This window comes from Pseudoalteromonas sp. SR41-8, from assembly GCF_014163915.1.
GTDB lineage: Bacteria > Pseudomonadota > Gammaproteobacteria > Enterobacterales > Alteromonadaceae > Pseudoalteromonas > Pseudoalteromonas rhizosphaerae.
This window is the reverse complement of sequence record NZ_JACJEE010000014.1, coordinates 54,629-70,979: the sequence shown is the minus strand read 5'-3', so window position 1 is coordinate 70,979 and position 16,351 is coordinate 54,629. Positions and strand designations below refer to the sequence as shown.

19 protein-coding genes are annotated in these 16,351 nt (G+C 40.9%); 4 read left to right on the top strand and 15 right to left on the bottom strand.

The genetic code is table 11. The features are described 5' to 3' along the window. Positions 1-45 precede the first annotated feature (45 nt). Genes H5162_RS11370 through H5162_RS11360 form a run of 3 tightly spaced genes read right to left on the bottom strand, consistent with a single transcriptional unit; the run spans position 46 to position 3,228 of the window. Entirely contained in the window at positions 46-1,176 is a 1,131-nt protein-coding gene (locus H5162_RS11370; protein ID WP_145237582.1) for a sodium ion-translocating decarboxylase subunit beta, read from the bottom strand. 11 nt (positions 1,177-1,187) lie between these two features. After that, entirely contained in the window at positions 1,188-2,972 is a 1,785-nt protein-coding gene (oadA, locus tag H5162_RS11365; protein ID WP_182731880.1) for a sodium-extruding oxaloacetate decarboxylase subunit alpha, read from the bottom strand. A gap of 10 nt (positions 2,973-2,982) precedes the next feature. Next, positions 2,983-3,228 (bottom strand): OadG family protein, encoded by a 246-nt coding sequence (locus H5162_RS11360; RefSeq protein WP_182731879.1) that lies wholly within the window; start codon positions 3,226-3,228, stop codon positions 2,983-2,985. A 520-nt stretch (positions 3,229-3,748) separates the two neighbouring features. Between H5162_RS11360 and H5162_RS11355 the strand changes: the two genes are divergently transcribed. Together H5162_RS11355 and H5162_RS11350 are read left to right on the top strand one after the other, a co-directional pair. After that, complete coding sequence (locus H5162_RS11355) at positions 3,749-3,922, top strand: DUF1328 family protein (RefSeq protein WP_145237585.1); 174 nt, start codon at positions 3,749-3,751, stop codon at positions 3,920-3,922. A 54-nt stretch (positions 3,923-3,976) separates the two neighbouring features. After that, complete coding sequence (locus tag H5162_RS11350; RefSeq protein ID WP_149980895.1) at positions 3,977-4,168, top strand: hypothetical protein; 192 nt, start codon at positions 3,977-3,979, stop codon at positions 4,166-4,168. Between the two features lie 69 nt (positions 4,169-4,237). Here the strand turns inward: H5162_RS11350 and pdxJ are convergent, their stop codons facing one another. The 10 genes from pdxJ to rpoE form a co-directional block, all read right to left on the bottom strand. Next, complete coding sequence (gene pdxJ / locus H5162_RS11345) at positions 4,238-4,969, bottom strand: pyridoxine 5'-phosphate synthase (protein ID WP_145237589.1); 732 nt, start codon at positions 4,967-4,969, stop codon at positions 4,238-4,240. A 62-nt stretch (positions 4,970-5,031) separates the two neighbouring features. Next, on the bottom strand, positions 5,032-5,721 hold the full coding sequence (recO, locus tag H5162_RS11340; protein ID WP_145237591.1) for a DNA repair protein RecO: 690 nt from the start codon (positions 5,719-5,721) through the stop codon (positions 5,032-5,034). Between the two features lie 17 nt (positions 5,722-5,738). Beyond that, entirely contained in the window at positions 5,739-6,671 is a 933-nt protein-coding gene (gene era, locus H5162_RS11335) for a GTPase Era (protein WP_145237593.1), read from the bottom strand. After that, positions 6,661-7,338 (bottom strand): ribonuclease III, encoded by a 678-nt coding sequence (rnc, locus tag H5162_RS11330; protein WP_145237595.1) that lies wholly within the window; start codon positions 7,336-7,338, stop codon positions 6,661-6,663. The genes era and rnc overlap by 11 nt, the downstream gene beginning before the upstream one ends. A gap of 2 nt (positions 7,339-7,340) precedes the next feature. Further along, positions 7,341-8,276, bottom strand: a complete 936-nt coding sequence (gene lepB, locus H5162_RS11325) for a signal peptidase I (protein WP_145237597.1) — start codon at positions 8,274-8,276, stop codon at positions 7,341-7,343. 39 nt (positions 8,277-8,315) lie between these two features. After that, entirely contained in the window at positions 8,316-10,103 is a 1,788-nt protein-coding gene (lepA, locus tag H5162_RS11320) for a translation elongation factor 4 (protein WP_182731876.1), read from the bottom strand. Positions 10,104-10,172: 69 nt separating this feature from the next. Continuing rightward, positions 10,173-10,622 carry a SoxR reducing system RseC family protein gene (locus H5162_RS11315; RefSeq protein ID WP_182731875.1) on the bottom strand — a complete coding sequence of 150 codons (450 nt, stop codon included), beginning with the start codon at positions 10,620-10,622 and terminating at the stop codon, positions 10,173-10,175. A gap of 12 nt (positions 10,623-10,634) precedes the next feature. After that, the gene (locus H5162_RS11310) at positions 10,635-11,591 is read right to left on the bottom strand and encodes a MucB/RseB C-terminal domain-containing protein (RefSeq protein WP_182731874.1); all 957 of its coding nucleotides are present in this window, start codon (positions 11,589-11,591) and stop codon (positions 10,635-10,637) included. Positions 11,592-11,595: 4 nt separating this feature from the next. Further along, positions 11,596-12,207 (bottom strand): sigma-E factor negative regulatory protein, encoded by a 612-nt coding sequence (locus H5162_RS11305; protein ID WP_145237606.1) that lies wholly within the window; start codon positions 12,205-12,207, stop codon positions 11,596-11,598. Position 12,208: 1 nt separating this feature from the next. After that, positions 12,209-12,790, bottom strand: coding sequence for an RNA polymerase sigma factor RpoE (rpoE, locus tag H5162_RS11300; protein WP_145237609.1), 582 nt, complete (start codon positions 12,788-12,790; stop codon positions 12,209-12,211). 263 nt (positions 12,791-13,053) lie between these two features. Between rpoE and nadB the strand changes: the two genes are divergently transcribed. Continuing rightward, complete coding sequence (gene nadB / locus H5162_RS11295; protein ID WP_145237612.1) at positions 13,054-14,679, top strand: L-aspartate oxidase; 1,626 nt, start codon at positions 13,054-13,056, stop codon at positions 14,677-14,679. Here the strand turns inward: nadB and H5162_RS11290 are convergent. Together H5162_RS11290 and H5162_RS11285 are read right to left on the bottom strand one after the other, a co-directional pair. Further along, a complete protein-coding gene (locus tag H5162_RS11290; RefSeq protein WP_246175499.1) occupies positions 14,639-15,010 on the bottom strand; it encodes a hypothetical protein in 372 nt (123 codons plus the stop codon). The genes nadB and H5162_RS11290 overlap by 41 nt on opposite strands. A 40-nt stretch (positions 15,011-15,050) precedes the next feature. Then, positions 15,051-15,302: a succinate dehydrogenase assembly factor 2 gene (locus H5162_RS11285; protein WP_054205400.1), complete on the bottom strand. Its 252-nt coding sequence runs from the start codon at positions 15,300-15,302 to the stop codon at positions 15,051-15,053. A gap of 129 nt (positions 15,303-15,431) precedes the next feature. Here H5162_RS11285 and ygfZ point away from each other — a divergent pair, with 129 nt between their 5' ends. Next, a complete protein-coding gene (ygfZ, locus tag H5162_RS11280) occupies positions 15,432-16,343 on the top strand; it encodes a tRNA-modifying protein YgfZ (protein WP_145237616.1) in 912 nt (303 codons plus the stop codon). Positions 16,344-16,351 lie beyond the last annotated feature (8 nt).

Below are 16,351 nucleotides of genomic sequence, written 5' to 3'. Positions count from 1 at the left end.
TTACCTCACCATACTCAGCTCGCTGGGTATAGTTTAATGATTTATTTAACCTACCAGTGCTAACAAGATACCTGCAGCCACAGCACTACCCAGTACTCCCGCAACATTTGGTCCCATTGCATGCATTAATAAGAAATTATGCGGATTATTCTCCAGACCCACTTTATTAACTACGCGTGCAGCCATTGGCACAGCTGATACACCAGCCGCGCCGATGAGTGGATTGATTGGTGATTTAGAGAACTTGTTCATACCTTTTGCCATAAATACACCTGAAGCTGTACCAATTGCAAAAGCCAAGGCGCCGAGTACCAAAATACCAATTGTTTCTACGGTTAAAAACTTATCTGCAGCAAGCTTAGAGCCTACAGCTAAACCAAGGAAAATAGTGGTGATATTTATGATCTCGTTTTGTGCACTATTACTTAAACGGTCAACCACACCAGACTCTCGCATCAAGTTTCCTAAACAGAACATGCCTACCAGTGGCGTTGCTGCAGGTAAAAACAAAATCGTTAAACTCAATACCATTAACGGAAAAATAATTTTTTCCTTTTTTGATACGGTGCGTAACTGTGGCATTTGAATTTTACGTTCTTCTGGTGTGGTTAAAGCCCGCATAATTGGCGGCTGAATAATTGGCACCAACGCCATATATGAGTATGCAGCTACGGCGATAGCACCCAATAAATCAGGAGCAAGTTTTGAGGCTAAGAAGATTGCCGTCGGGCCATCTGCACCACCTATAATCGCAATTGCTGACGCATCTTGTAAAGAAAACTCAAAACCTGGTACATAGTTTAGTAAAATTGCGCCAAACAAGGTTGCAAAAATACCAAACTGAGCTGCAGCACCTAGCAATAACATACGAGGATTAGCTATCAAGGCACTAAAATCAGTGAGTGCACCAACACCCATAAATATTAATAATGGGAATACACCGGTATCAATCCCAATATGATAAACGTAATACAGCAAACCACCGGGGTCTGATAAGCCCGCTACGGGGATATTTGTTAATATTGCCCCAAAGCCAATTGGTAATAATAATAACGGCTCAAAGTTGCGCGCAATTGCCAGATACAACAATAAACACCCTACTGCGATCATAATAAGCGCAGGAAATGTAAAATTAGCAATACCTGTTGCTTGCCAGAGGTTTAATAATGCTTCCATCCTCTGCGCTCCTAAGCTAGTGCTATCATAGCGTCACCCGTTGCCACTGAATCACCTTCAGCAACAAGAATTTCAGCAATAGTACCGGTGTGGGTTGCACGAATTTCAGTTTCCATTTTCATCGCTTCCATGATGATCACTACATCGCCTTCATTTACCGTTTGACCCGCTTTCACCTTGATTTTAAAGATGTTACCAGCAAGTGGAGCGTTAAGTGTTTCGCCGGAAGCAACTGACGCCGATTGTGGAATATGCTCACTATCTTTAAGTGTTACTTCTTTAAGCTCACCGCCTTGTGCAACCACTACATCATAAACTTTACCATCTACTTTTACGCTGTACTGCTCTGCTTTTACTGTGTTGCTGTTACTTTTTTTATTACTAACTGGTTGTTCTTTATTAGCAGATTCAGCACTTGGTACAGCTTCGAAAGCATCTGGGTTATTACGATTTTTAATGAATTTTAACCCAATTTGTGGGAATAATGCATACGTTAACACGTCATCAATCTGCTCATCCGCTAAGCTTAAGCCTTGCTCTTTTGCTTCTTTTAATAACTCAGCTTGGAGTATTTCTAGTTCTGGTTGCAATAAATCAGCTGGGCGGCAAGTAATGACTTCTGCGCCATTAAGTACGCGCTCTTGTAATTCTTTATTCATCGGCGCAGGAGTTACGCCATACTCACCTTTTAGCACTCCGGCAGTTTCTTTGGTGATAGTTTTATAACGCTCGCCCGTCAATACATTTAATACTGCTTGTGTACCAACAATTTGTGATGTTGGTGTAACTAACGGTAAATAACCTAAGTCTTCACGTACACGTGGGATCTCAAGTAATACTTCATTCAATTTATCCGCAGCACCTTGCTCTTTAAGCTGGTTTTCCATATTAGTTAACATGCCACCAGGCACTTGCGCTAATAAAATACGGCCATCAACACCTTTTAAGCTGCCTTCAAACGCGGCATATTTTTTACGAACATCGCGGAAATAAGCAGCAATCTCTTCGAGTTGATTTAAATCCAGCTCAGTATCACGTTCAGTACCTTCAACAATCGATACAATCGTTTCAGTTGCGCTGTGTCCGTAAGTCATACTCATTGATGAAATTGCGGTATCAAGCATATCAATACCTGCATCAATCGCTTTTTGGTAAGTAGCAGTACTTAAACCTGTTGTGGCATGACACTGCATTGCAATTGGGATAGAGACTGTTTCTTTTAACGCTTTGATTAACTCTTCTGCATCGTATGGTTTAAGCAAACCAGCCATATCTTTAATACAAATTGAATGACAGCCTAACTCTTCAAGCTGCTTGGCAAGCGTTAACCACATATCAAGTGTATGAACCGGGCTTACTGTGTACGAAATTGTACCTTGTGCATGTGCGCCAACTTTAATCGCAGCTTTAATAGCCGTTTCAAGATTACGAACATCGTTCATCGCATCAAAAATACGAAACACATCAACACCATTTTTGTGCGCTCGCTCTACAAATTTTTCAACAACATCATCTGCATAATGACGATAGCCTAAAAGGTTTTGACCACGTAATAACATTTGCTGTTTAGTATTTGGCATAGCTTTTTTAAGAGCACGAATACGCTCCCAAGGATCTTCACCCAAATAACGAATGCATGAATCAAAAGTAGCCCCACCCCATGATTCGATCGACCAGTAACCTGCATCATCTAATTTTTGTGCAATCGGTAGCATGTCATCCAAACGCATACGCGTTGCTAATAATGATTGATGCGCGTCTCTAAGTACTAATTCTGTTAATTTTAATTTAGCCACAAGTCATCCCTTATAGTTTTTGTTTATTTTTGTACTGAGCTATGGCAGCACTTATCGCAGCGATGTGTTCACTTGGTACACCGGGTGCTTTGATCGATGGTGTGCGCGTTGGCATTACAACCGGCTGTTCAAAGCGGCTCGCTAATTTAGACATAGCGGTAATTGCTGCAATCAACAACGAAAGAAAAACGAAAACTCCCACCATCCCAGTGAGCATTAAGTTTGCTGCAGTAGCAAGTAATTGACCTATATCCATTCTGCCCCCCCCTGAGTATTCTTACCCACCCGAAAGATAGGTAAAAAATCACTTTATTTAAATATTTATGCAATAATCATATCAAAGAAACAGACCAAGTCCAACACTTTGTAAATTGGTAAAACCAATTAATATAAAGCTAACATATCTTCAGCAAAGTTAACACACTGCTTTTTACTATAATTTAATAGGATATAGATGATAAAAATACTGAATATAGCTATAACTTATAAGTGAAATCTAATCTGCACCTTAATAACTTACCAACCGAACTACTCAACAACTGTTAAATTAATGAAAAAGCACTCAACATGAAATTGGTCTTACCAAAAAATCATGCTGAAATATTTATTTTTCAGGACGCCGAGTATAAGTTACAGATAAAGCTGTAAATAATTCCCACCTAATTCATGAAAATAAATAAAATAAACACTATCCAATTGATAATAAAGGATTTAAACACATGGCATGTAACTGGCATTATTTACTCTGAACAAATTAACAAACCAAGGAGACGACAATGTTACGCTGGACAATTACATTTTTAGTTATTGCGCTTATTGCTGCAGTGTTAGGTTTTGGTGGTATCGCAGGTGCCGCAGCAGGAATTGCTAAGATTATCTTTTTTATCTTTATTGTATTGTTAGTTATTTCACTCGTTTCAGGTGCGTTGCGCGGCAATGTCCCTAAGTGATAACAATTTATTTTAAATAACAACACATTTATTAATTTTACAAGGAATTACATTATGAAATCGACAACTATTAAAACTGCTGTGATCGCTTTATTCGCTAGTTTTTTTATCATGGGTTGTGAAGACAATCATGCAGAAGAGGCCGGTGAACGCATCGATGAAGCTGTAACCGACGTACAAAACAAAGTAGAAGACGCCTGTGAAGAAGTAAAAGAAGGCGTTAACGCTAAAGAAACTAACTGTTAATCCAGTTAGATACAAATAATAAAAAACGACTCTTTTGAGTCGTTTTTTGCATTTTAAGAGAAGTTAAAATTAAGCTCTCGCTTCTAGCATTAGTCGCTTCATGTCACGTACTGCTTTATCTAATCCATCTATGGCTGCACGCGCTATAATTGCGTGACCAATGTTTAGTTCGTAAATCTCTTTCATAGCAGCAATCGGTTTCACGTTATGATAATGAAGACCGTGGCCGGCGTTTACTATCAAACCCAAACTTGCTGCATACTTTACACCTTGATGAATATGCTCAAGTTGTTTTTGTATCTCGGTATCAGTTTGCGCATCCGCATAAGCGCCAGTATGAATTTCAACATAAGGGGCATTACAGGCTGTAGCTGCATCTAGTTGTGCTTTGTCTGCATCGATAAATAACGATACTTTAATACCGGCGTCAGTTAATTTTGCTGTCGCGGCTTTAATCTTATCTAGATTACCAACAACGTCTAAACCGCCTTCGGTGGTCAACTCTTCGCGTTTTTCTGGTACTAAGCAAACATAAGCTGGCTTAACATCTAAAGCAATATCAATCATTTCATCTGTAACCGCTATTTCAAGGTTCATTCGTGTTTGGATTGTTTTAGCCATCACATACACGTCACGATCTTGAATGTGACGACGGTCTTCACGTAAATGAATAGTGATCCCATCAGCGCCAGCATGCTCAGCAACACTCGCAGCATGTGCTGGATCTGGGTAACTTGTACCCCGAGCTTGGCGTAAGGTAGCAATATGATCAACGTTTATACCCAAAAGAATATCTTTCATTTTTTTACCTGTAAAAATAACGGTTAAAAATACCGTATTAAGATTGTTGGTGAATACCCAAACTATTTGGATATAAACAGCTCGCGACTTTTTAATGGTTTTTTGCCTAATAAAGGCTTCATTAAATGACGACTTAATTGTTTTGCCATATATAACACATCCGGCGCACTAAAGTCATGAGCTGCAATTGCATTTAACTGCGCGCCAGAAAAGCCACTGCCTTGATTTTCTTGGGCAACAAAGCCGTATTCAGCAAAGTAACTATACGTTTGCTCTGCCGAAATTGGATCGCCTGCGGCATCAAAACTAAAGTCAACGCCATAGCCTAATAATTCTAATAATTGAAATTCATAAGAACGTAATACAGCTTGTAAGTTAGGGTGCTGGTTAAGCTGTTGTAGGTGAGTTTTATACAATTGATAGGCATGATCAATTGGTTCATTAATTGGTACAATGCGGTTGGTTAGTTCATTTAGATAAAACCCACAATAAAGCTGATCCCCAACTAGTGTGGATTGCGTGCCATGTAGTTCAAATCGTTGGATATATTTCAGGTCGTGTTTACCGGTATAATTTACCAGTAAAGCTTGGAAGGGTTGTAACTGAGCTTTGTATTTTGTTGCTTGGCGACCGCTAATTCGCGCCAGCATGCGCAACTGGCCAACGCCTTCTACTAACATATCAAGCATTACTTGTGAGTCACTAAAAGGACGTCGGTGTAATAAATATGCCGTGTAGAAGTCGCTATCCATAAATATCGCTTAGGCTATTAATCTTCACCATAGCCTAAACTGCGAAGTGCTCTCTCGTCGTCAGCCCAACCTGATTTAACCTTCACCCAAAGTTCTAAAAACACTTTATTATCAAGCATTTCTTCGAGATCTTTACGGGCTTCGCGGCCAATCACTTTAAGCTTTTCGCCTTTATTACCAATAACCATACGTTTTTGCGTTTCACGCTCAACTAAAATCAAGCCATTGATATGCCAAATGCCATTTTCTTGCCATTTAAACTGCTCAATTTCAACGGTAACTGAGTAAGGAAGCTCCTCACCCATAAAGCGCATCAACTTTTCACGGATCACTTCGGCTGCCATAAAGCGCATTGAACGATCTGTTACGTAATCTTCAGGGAAGTAAAATTCACACGGTGGTAAACGCTTAGTTACTTCATCTTTGATCAGGTTGATATTTTTACCTTGAGTCGCAGATACTGGCATAATGCCAACAAAATCAAACTTTTCGCCTAACCACTTCATATGCGGTAGCACAAGGTCACGGTCTTTTACTTGATCAATTTTGTTCATCACAAGTAATACTGGTTTGCCATTTTGCTTTACTTTGTTAAGCACCATTTCATCGTCAGCATTCCAATGAGTACCTTCAACAACAAAAATAACTAGCTCAACATCACCTAATGAACTTGAAGCAGCACGGTTCATTAAACGGTTAATGGCACGCTTTTCTTCAACATGCAGGCCTGGTGTATCAACATACACGGCTTGGTGCTTACCTACAGTATGAATACCCATAATACGGTGGCGTGTGGTTTGCGGTTTACGCGAGGTAATACTTACTTTCTGCTCAATAATTTCATTAAGCAAGGTAGATTTACCAACGTTTGGGCGGCCAACAATAGCGACCATGCCACAAAAAGTATCTAAATCACGCGTGTGCGGTTGGATCAATGTATCAAGATTCATTTTTAAGTATCTTCAACGCTTTTTCAGCGGCTTTTTGTTCAGCTTTACGACGAGAACTGCCAACTGAGATGATGCTATCCATACCTTCAACAATACATTCAACCGTGAACGTTTGATTGTGTGCCTGACCTTTAGTATCTACTACAGTATAGCCTGGCAAAGGTAATTTGCGGGCTTGTAAGTATTCTTGTAGTAATGTTTTAGGATCTTTTTGGTTTAAACCTGGCGAAATGGCATCAAGGCGAGATTCGTACCACGCCAAAATCAAGTCTCCACAAACATCAATGCCAGCATCTAAAAATACCGCACCAATAATTGCTTCAACCGCATCAGCTAAAGTTGATTCACGTCTAAAACCACCACTTTTAAGTTCACCCGGCCCTAAGCGTAAGTAATCACCTAGGCCAAACTCTAAACCAAATTCAGCTAAGGTTTGTCCACGCACAAGCGTTGAACGCATGCGGCTAAGATCGCCTTCACGCGCTTTGGGGAACTTACTATATAAAGCATTGGCAATGACAAAGCTTAAAATGGAATCGCCCAAAAACTCTAAGCGTTCATTGTGTTGTCCTTTATGGCTGCGATGGGTCATCGCCTGCTCAAGCAATACTTGATCAATAAAGGTATACCCTATTTTGCTATATAACTCTGTTACATTTTTTTTCATTGTTACTGAATATTACCTAGGCGTTCAAAACGAACACCAGTTGGAACCCAGCCTGGTAAAATGTCATCTGGGCCATTCTCAAATTCAAAACTCATCCATATAAAGACAGCTTTACCCACCAAGTTTTCTTTTGGCACAAAGCCCCATACGCGACTATCTTGGCTGTTATCGCGGTTATCACCCATCATAAAATAATGATCAGCCGGCACTACCCATTCATCAGAACGTGTACCCGGTTGTTGATAGTAACGCCCTTTCATTTCCAGCGCTTCAGGGTTAATTAAAATATTATGTTTTAGCGTAGTCAAATTTTCATCTAACCGGACTAAATCCATAGAGCCTTGCTTAAATTCATCGCGATTAATGATCTCCATATCAATTTTATTAAATTCATTACACAATAAGTCACCTTGTTGTGTTTGTCCTTGCTCGCAATTTGGCTGAATGTATAAACGCTTATCGCGGTAAACGATTTTATCACCCGGTAAACCAATCGCACGTTTAATATAATCAATACGTTCGTCTAATGGGTATTTAAATACCACAATATCACCACGTTCAGGCTCTGCAACATCAACTAATTGAGTGCGCCAAACAGGGTCTTTCACGCCATACGAATATTTCTGTACTAAGATAAAATCGCCAACTAATAGTGTCGGCATCATTGAACCTGATGGTATTTGAAACGGCTCGAATATAAACGATCTAAAAATCGTAATAGCCGCAATCATCGGAAAAATTGATTTTGCCGTTTCAGTAATCGTCGGTTCTGGCGCAATTAATGCTGCAGTTTCTTCATCAAGCTCGCCGCCAGCAGAGCTTTGCGCAAGAGCTAAGCGTTGCTGCCTTTTTGGTGCAAACATAAAATGGTCAATTAACCAAATTAAGCCTGAGCCTAGAGTTAACAAAACTAAAAATATTGAAAAATAACCTGCCATGCATTAAATCCTTTATCTTACGTAATTTGGTTAAGAAACTTACTTACCAACTTTAAGAATCGCTAAAAATGCTTCTTGAGGCACTTCAACATTGCCTAGTTGCTTCATACGTTTTTTACCATCTTTTTGCTTTTGAAGTAGCTTTTTCTTACGACTCACGTCGCCACCATAACACTTCGCAATTACGTTTTTACGTAATTGCTTAACAGTGGTACGAGCAATAACATGCGCGCCAATTGCCGCTTGAATTGCTATATCAAACATTTGACGAGGGATAAGTTCTTTCAACGCATCAGCTAATTGACGACCACGCGATTGCGCGCTGTCTCTGTGAACAATAATCGCAAGCGCATCAACGCGCTCACCATTGATTAATATATCAACGCGCACCATGTCTGATGTTTGAAAGTGCTTAAAGTTATAATCCAGCGAGGCAAAACCACGACTGGTTGACTTTAACTTATCGAAAAAGTCCATCACCACTTCTGCCATTGGCAGTTCATAAGTAACAGCGACTTGCTTACCGTGATAGTTCATCTTAGTTTGCATACCACGCTTTTCAATACAAAGCGTAATAACGCTACCTAAGTACTCTTGTGGTACAAGAATATTAGCTTCAACAACGGGCTCACGAATTTCTAAAATATCGTTTACAGCAGGTAAATCAGATGGGTTATCAATCTGAATCGTACCCTCTTTAGTTACAACCTCATAAATTACCGTTGGTGCGGTGGTAATTAAGTCAATATCATATTCACGCTCTAAACGCTCTTGAATGATTTCCATGTGCAACATGCCCAAGAAACCACAGCGAAAGCCAAAGCCAAGTGCTGTTGAATTTTCTGGTTCGAAGAATAACGACGCATCATTTAAGCTAAGTTTATTAAGCGCATCACGGAAAGATTCATACTCATCCGAGGCAATTGGAAACATACCGGCATAAACTTGTGGTTTAATTTTTTGAAAGCCCGGTAAGCGCTCAGGTGCTGCATTTTTTTGATGGGTAATAGTGTCACCTACTGGCGCACCATGTATTTCTTTAATACCCGCAATAACAAAACCTACCTCACCAGTTCTTAAAATACCGGTGTTGGTTTGCTTTGGTGTAAAAACACCAACCTGATCTGCAGTGTGTATATGCTCGTTCGACATAATTTTTATCTTGTCGCCCGTTCTTAATTCACCGTGCTTAATACGCACCAGCGATACAACACCTTGATACGGGTCAAACCATGAGTCAATGATAAGCGCCTGTAGCGGTTTGTCTTTATCACCCACTGGTGGCGGTACGTCCTTAACAATCATTTCAAGAACTTCGGCAATACCCACACCTGTTTTAGCGCTACATTGCACGGCATCTAGGGCATCGATACCAATAATATCTTCAATTTCTTCGGCTACACGAAGTGGATCAGCTTGTGGTAAATCGATTTTGTTTAATACCGGAATTACTTCTAAATTCATTTCGATGGCAGTGTAACAATTCGCTAGAGTTTGCGCTTCAACACCTTGACCGGCATCAACAACTAATAATGCACCTTCACACGCTGCCAGCGAGCGCGATACTTCATAAGTAAAGTCAACGTGTCCCGGGGTGTCGATAAAGTTAAGTTGGTAAGTTTCACCGTCGTTGGCTTTATAATTTAGAGTTACACTTTGCGCTTTAATGGTGATACCACGCTCGCGCTCAATATCCATTGAATCCAATACTTGCTTTTGCATTTCGCGGTCTGTTAAACCACCACAAACTTGGATCAAACGATCTGAAAGGGTCGATTTACCGTGGTCAATATGGGCGATGATCGAAAAATTACGGATATGCTTCATAAACTGGATTCTAAACTTCTATTTTAATGGACTGAGTGTATAAAGCCGCAATTTTACATTTAATTGGCTTCAATCACCATCTATTTGAGTTAAAGGGAGGCTAATTGGGTGAATTTTTATTACTTTAACATCATGCTTTAGGCTTTTCACTCGGCTTTTAGCAATGCCAAAGCCAGTAAAACCACCACCTATAGCGGCAATGATTTGCAACCATTCAGGCACAGAAAAAACCTCAGCAGCCACTAACGCAAATACCAGACTTAATACCAAAGGCAACATATACACTGCAAAAGCATGCTTTACCATGTGGCTATCATCCAGTGCTAGGGTTACTTTTTGCCCAACCACAACAGGGATTTCAAAGCGATAGGGGAAGGTTTTTTTAGCAGTGCCAAATAACTTACTAAATATTTGAGAACCACAACGGCCGTTGCACCCTTCACAGGCTTGCTTTTGTTGGGCTTCTAAATGCGCAGTGGCGCCTTGAATCGACACCACTGTAAGGGTTTGTTCTATCATTATCAGCTTATATTACAAGGGTCTTGCAACCGATTCAGCAATTGCTTTTGCAGTCATTGCTGGAATATTCCCCACCACTGACACATCAAAACTACCGCTATTATGCACATATACTGTCGTGGCACCGGATGACAATGCACCGCTTGGCCTGCGACCAGGTAATGGTCTTTGTACAAACACTGAAATTTCGACAAAACCATCTGAGTATAAATAATAATCCGTCAGTTCATTGTTCAAATCAAGCTTATGACGGTCTGATTTTAACAAACTAAACCCCTCCGGTAACCAGCCTATTTGCCAATTATTACTTTCTGTACTTGCTTCATTTTTGGTAATTGCCGCTGCTGGTAATGGCGTTGGAAACTTACGATTTAGCATTTCAAGTAATAACGCAGCGGGCTCTTCGGTTACACTAATATGGGTTAACTGTAGTTGTTCTAACATCTCACCGGCATGATTAACATAAGCAGATTTTAGTAATAGCGATGACTCAGCATCAAGCCACAGCCAATAATTAAACTTATACTCGTCTTTTGATTCGATACGCACAAGCTGCGCAGCACGCCCTGCAATACGGCCTTTACCACCGAGCACAAAATCGTAATGTTGGCTTAAACGCTCAACATCTTTGAATAACACTTCTGGGATTGGGCCTGCTATAGAATCAGTATCTATTGAGTAAGGTTCAGACTGTGGCTCAAAATAAGTAACTTGATCATCAATACGAACCATTTCAAGGCCTGCGCCATTGAGTAAGCTCAAATGCTCGAGTTCTGTATTACCTTGTTTTGCATGCAACCAACGATATGGTTCCATTGTCTTCCCTTTGACGACCACAAATGATGCGTCAAAGTTACGATTATGAACGGCGTCAGCCATTTTGAGCAGAAGCTCTTTTGCGGGGTTTTCGTCGTCAGCAAAGGCTGGAGCCATTAATACCAACGACAAAATAAAAGTAATTACTTTCATTTAATTAGTTTTTTTCCTCTTCGGCTTGCGCCTCAGTGTGAGCTTTTTCTAATGAATATGCAACTCGTGCTTGGCGTTGATGTTCTAATACTAACGCGCCAATACGCTGTTGCTGTAACTCACGCAAACCTTGCTCTGCATTTTGTAAAGCGGGTTCTGACGAATAGCTAACTGGTGATGCCATTCCTGTTACTGGTGTTGTTTGTAACATCGGAATTTCATTGCTAGGTGAGTTTTCACCTTGTGGCAATGTTTGTACACCAACAATTGCAAACATGGCAACACTTGCTGCAATTGCAAGTTGTGCAACTGGTTTGCGCCAGTTAAACGCCACTACGTTATCGGTGCCCGTGGCAGCCAATGGTGCAGGTTGTGACGCAGATTGTGTGAAATCAGCATAAACTGGTTCACTTTCCAGCGCTTGCGCAACACTATCGCTTATATCAAAGACGAAAGCATCTTCTGACTCAGCACGCATTACGTCACCTATTAGCGCATAACGTCCTAAGGTTGCCGCATCTTGCTGGGCAATAACCTCATCAGTTAATGATTGTTCGCCGTCAAGTAATGCGGATAGATGCTGATTATCCAACTTGTTAACGTGTGCTTTTGTCATATTAAGACTCGCCTATTAATGGGTTTAATTTGTTATCTATTGCTTCACGGGCACGGAAAATACGCGAACGCACCGTCCCGACTGGGCAATCCATCACCACGGCTATTTCTTCATAGCTCATCCCTTCGATTTCTCGTAGAGTGATCGCGGTTTTAAGATCTTCAGGCAAACTATCAATGGTGTTAAAAATCACTGCGCGAACTTCTTCGCTTAGTAGCAAGTTTTCAGGGGATGCATTTGAACGCATTGCATCAGACCCTTCATAAAACTCTGCATCGTCAGCATCTATATCATTTGCTGGCGGTTTGCGGCCCTGAGCCACTAAGTAATTTTTAGCACAATTAACGGCGATACGGTATAACCAAGTATAAAAGGCACTGTCCCCTCTAAAGTTTGGAAGTGCGCGGTATGCTTTAATAAAAGCTTCTTGAGCAACATCAGCAATATCGCCTTGATTTGATACATAACGTGAAATCAAACCGGCTATTTTGTTCTGATACTTCTTTACTAAAAGATTGAAGGCATTTTTATCGCCCTGCTGGACCCTTTTTACTAGCGCTAAATCCAAATCCTGCTCGCTCATTCGAGCCGGTACTCCTCTGTCTGATTATTGCTTGTCATTCATATCCTGCCATTGTTTACAAATACTCTGACTGCTGCATGAATGAAAAGTTCTGTTTAATATTATTTTTTTATAAAATAGCATATAAATATGTTGGCGAAAGTTGAAAATCACTAATAGTGTCGCGCCAAATATGATACATATACGCCTATCATAATATTATTATTTGCTCATTACTGTTTATACATTAGTATCTGGGCATTGTAACCGCAAAGACCACGGACATGAACCAAAATAAACACCATATCACGGATGTCGCTATTATTGGCAGCGGCGCAGCTGGCCTCTCATTAGCATTATCTTTAGCTAATCACTGTAAAGTTACCGTGATCAGTAAAGGTGAATTGACGGAAGGTTCCACACTTTATGCACAAGGCGGCATTGCTGCCGTGTTTGATAAAAAGAATGACAGCATTGAATCTCACGTACAAGACACCTTAGATGCCGGTGGTGGTTTATGTGACAAAGCCGCCGTGCAATACACCGCTAGTAATGCCCATGATTGCTTGCAATGGCTAATCGAGCAAGGCGTGCCTTTTGATATGGAGTTTGATAGCAAAGGCAAAGAGCGCTTTCATTTAACCCGTGAAGGCGGCCATAGCCATCGTCGAATTTTGCACGCTGCAGATGCTACCGGCCGAGCAGTGCAAACAACGCTAATAAGCCAAGTACAAGCGCACCCAGAAATCACCTTATTAGAACAATACAACGCAATAGATTTAATTGGTGATAAAAAGTTAGGCCAAAACGGTAAACATATCCATGGCGTATATATGTGGAACCGAGCGGCAAAGAAAGTCGAAACAATTTCAGCTAAGTTTGTAGCCTTAGCAACCGGTGGTGCCAGTAAAGTATACCTTTACACATCCAACCCTGATGTATCCAGTGGTGATGGTATCGCCATGGCTTGGCGGGCAGGTTGTAGAGTAGCTAATATGGAATTTAACCAATTCCACCCGACCAGTTTATATCACCCAGAGCTACAAAACTTTCTGATCACCGAAGCGATGCGCGGTGAAGGTGCTTATTTAAAGCGCCCTGACGGCACACGATTCATGAAAGACTTTGACGAGCGTGAAGAGCTCGCACCACGCGATATTGTTGCCCGCGCTATCGATTTTGAGATGAAGCGCCTAGGTGCTAACTGTGTGTATTTAGATATCAGTCATAAAGATAAAGACTTTATTATTGAGCATTTCCCGACCATTTATGCAAAATGCTTAAGTGTCGGGCTCGATATCACTAAAGATCCAATTCCAGTGGTTCCTGCGGCACATTATACCTGTGGTGGAGTAATGACTGACTTTAACGGCAAGACCGATCTAGATAACTTATATGCGGTAGGCGAAGTCGCTTATACGGGGCTACATGGCGCTAATCGCATGGCCAGTAATTCATTACTAGAGTGCATTGTGTTCGCGCACGCCGCAGCAAAAGATATTTTAGCAAAAATACAACATAGTCCAGCATTAAAAGTGCTGCCGATGTGGGATGAAAGCCGCGTAACTAACTCAGATGAAGAAGTGGTGATCACCCATAATTGGCATGAACTAAGACTATTTATGTGGGACTATGTTGGCATTGTGCGTTCAACTAAACGCCTAGAACGTGCGTTACACCGAGTTGAATTACTACAACAAGAAATTCGTGATTATTATGCAAACTTCCGCGTTTCGAATAACTTGCTTGAACTGCGTAATTTAGTGCAAGTAGCAGAGCTTATAATTCGCAGTGCAATGGAGCGAAAAGAAAGCAGAGGCTTGCATTATACGATTGACTACCCACAGTTAAATGATAATCCAACGCCCACTATTTTAACTCCGCTTGCTCATGACGAGCAGCCAAAGTAAGACGTTTCAAGCGCACAAAACTCAGTTCATCAACCCCGCTGGCATTAATAATCAGCCAGTGGGAGCTTGCAAAGCCATTAATATATAACCAAACACTGCTTTGATAAACACGGCTTTTGTTACTGATATGGCCATTTATTTTTAGCGTATTATTTTCAAAACGACATTGCGTAGAATCTAATATAAAAACGCCTTGCTGAGGATGGGATTTTTTATACCAGTGCCAACTCACATAGCCAAAAACAGTACTACTGGCGACACAAATAAATTGCGCTAATATGCTAGTTAAAAATAAGCTATAACACACTGCGAACAAGCTAAAGTAGACCACAAAAGGCCTGTGGTCTGGAACATTATTAGTAACCCTAAACCTATACACGAACTCGGTCTAAAATCAGTTGTACCATCTGTTTAAGCTCAGGATCTTTACATTCTTGATGGCCCATAAACCACGCAAATAGATCGGGATCATCCGCTTCTAGCAAACGTTGAAGAACAGCTTGCTGCTGTACAGATAACGAATCAAATGCCTCATCTACAAATGGCATAAATAACACATCTAGTTCTAACATGCCGCGGCGACAAGCCCAGCGGATACGCGCTTTATTGTGAATTTCAGTCATTTTTACCTCGTACTAAGTTACTTAGCAGTTTAACAAATTGCACCTGAATAAACAGCTATTTATGCATCTATACCAGCAGCGCTAACTACGGTATTATACGCGCCTACATTTATTGTAAAGCAGGTTTTTATGTCAACAGTACACGCATGCCCTTTATCACATCAGCTGATCCGCATTAGCGGTGTTGATAAACTCGCCTACCTTCATGGCCAAATTACCCAAGATATTAATAAGCTCAACCAAACCAACTTCTTATGGGCTGGGCACTGTAATGCCAAAGGTAAATTATGGAGTGTAGCAAAGTTATTTGCTTATCAGGATAGTTACTATTTAGCAGCATCAGCGGTTGAAACCACTCAATCTTTAACGGAATTAAAAAAGTATGCGGTGTTTTCAAAAGTTGAAATACAAGCTGCTACCAGCAAGTTAATTGGTTTAATCGGTGATGATCTAGCTGCAACCTTAAATGCGTTGAACATTCATTTTAATGAGCAAGATAGCGCTTGCGATTTTAGTCATGGTAAAGCACTAAAATTAGCAAAAAACCGCATTTTACTGATGGTTAATGATGAATTTTCACTGCCTGATGAGGTTATCGCCCTTGAAAACGACGCGCTGTGGCACCAACATAGTATTTTAGCGGGTGAGCCTGAGCTCAATGAAGCGGCACTCGGTGAATACGTACCACAAATGGTTAACCTGCAAGCAATCGGTGGAGTAAGCTTTCGTAAAGGCTGTTACACAGGCCAAGAAACCGTTGCCCGCATGAAATACCTTGGTAAAAATAAACGCGCTATGTATATCGTATCAGGGCACAGCGATGGAGAATTAGCAGAGCCAGAGCTTGAAACCCAAATGGGTGAAAACTGGCGTCGTGCTGGCAAATTAATAAGCCAAGCCTACAATCAACAAAGTAAAACCTTATTTGGCCTTGTTGTGTTGCCAAACGACAGTGAACCTAGTCAGTTACTGCGTGCAAAACATGCCCCAACGGTAGAGCTATCAATCCTTCCTCTACCCTACTCTCTCGAAGACGAATAAATAGGAGT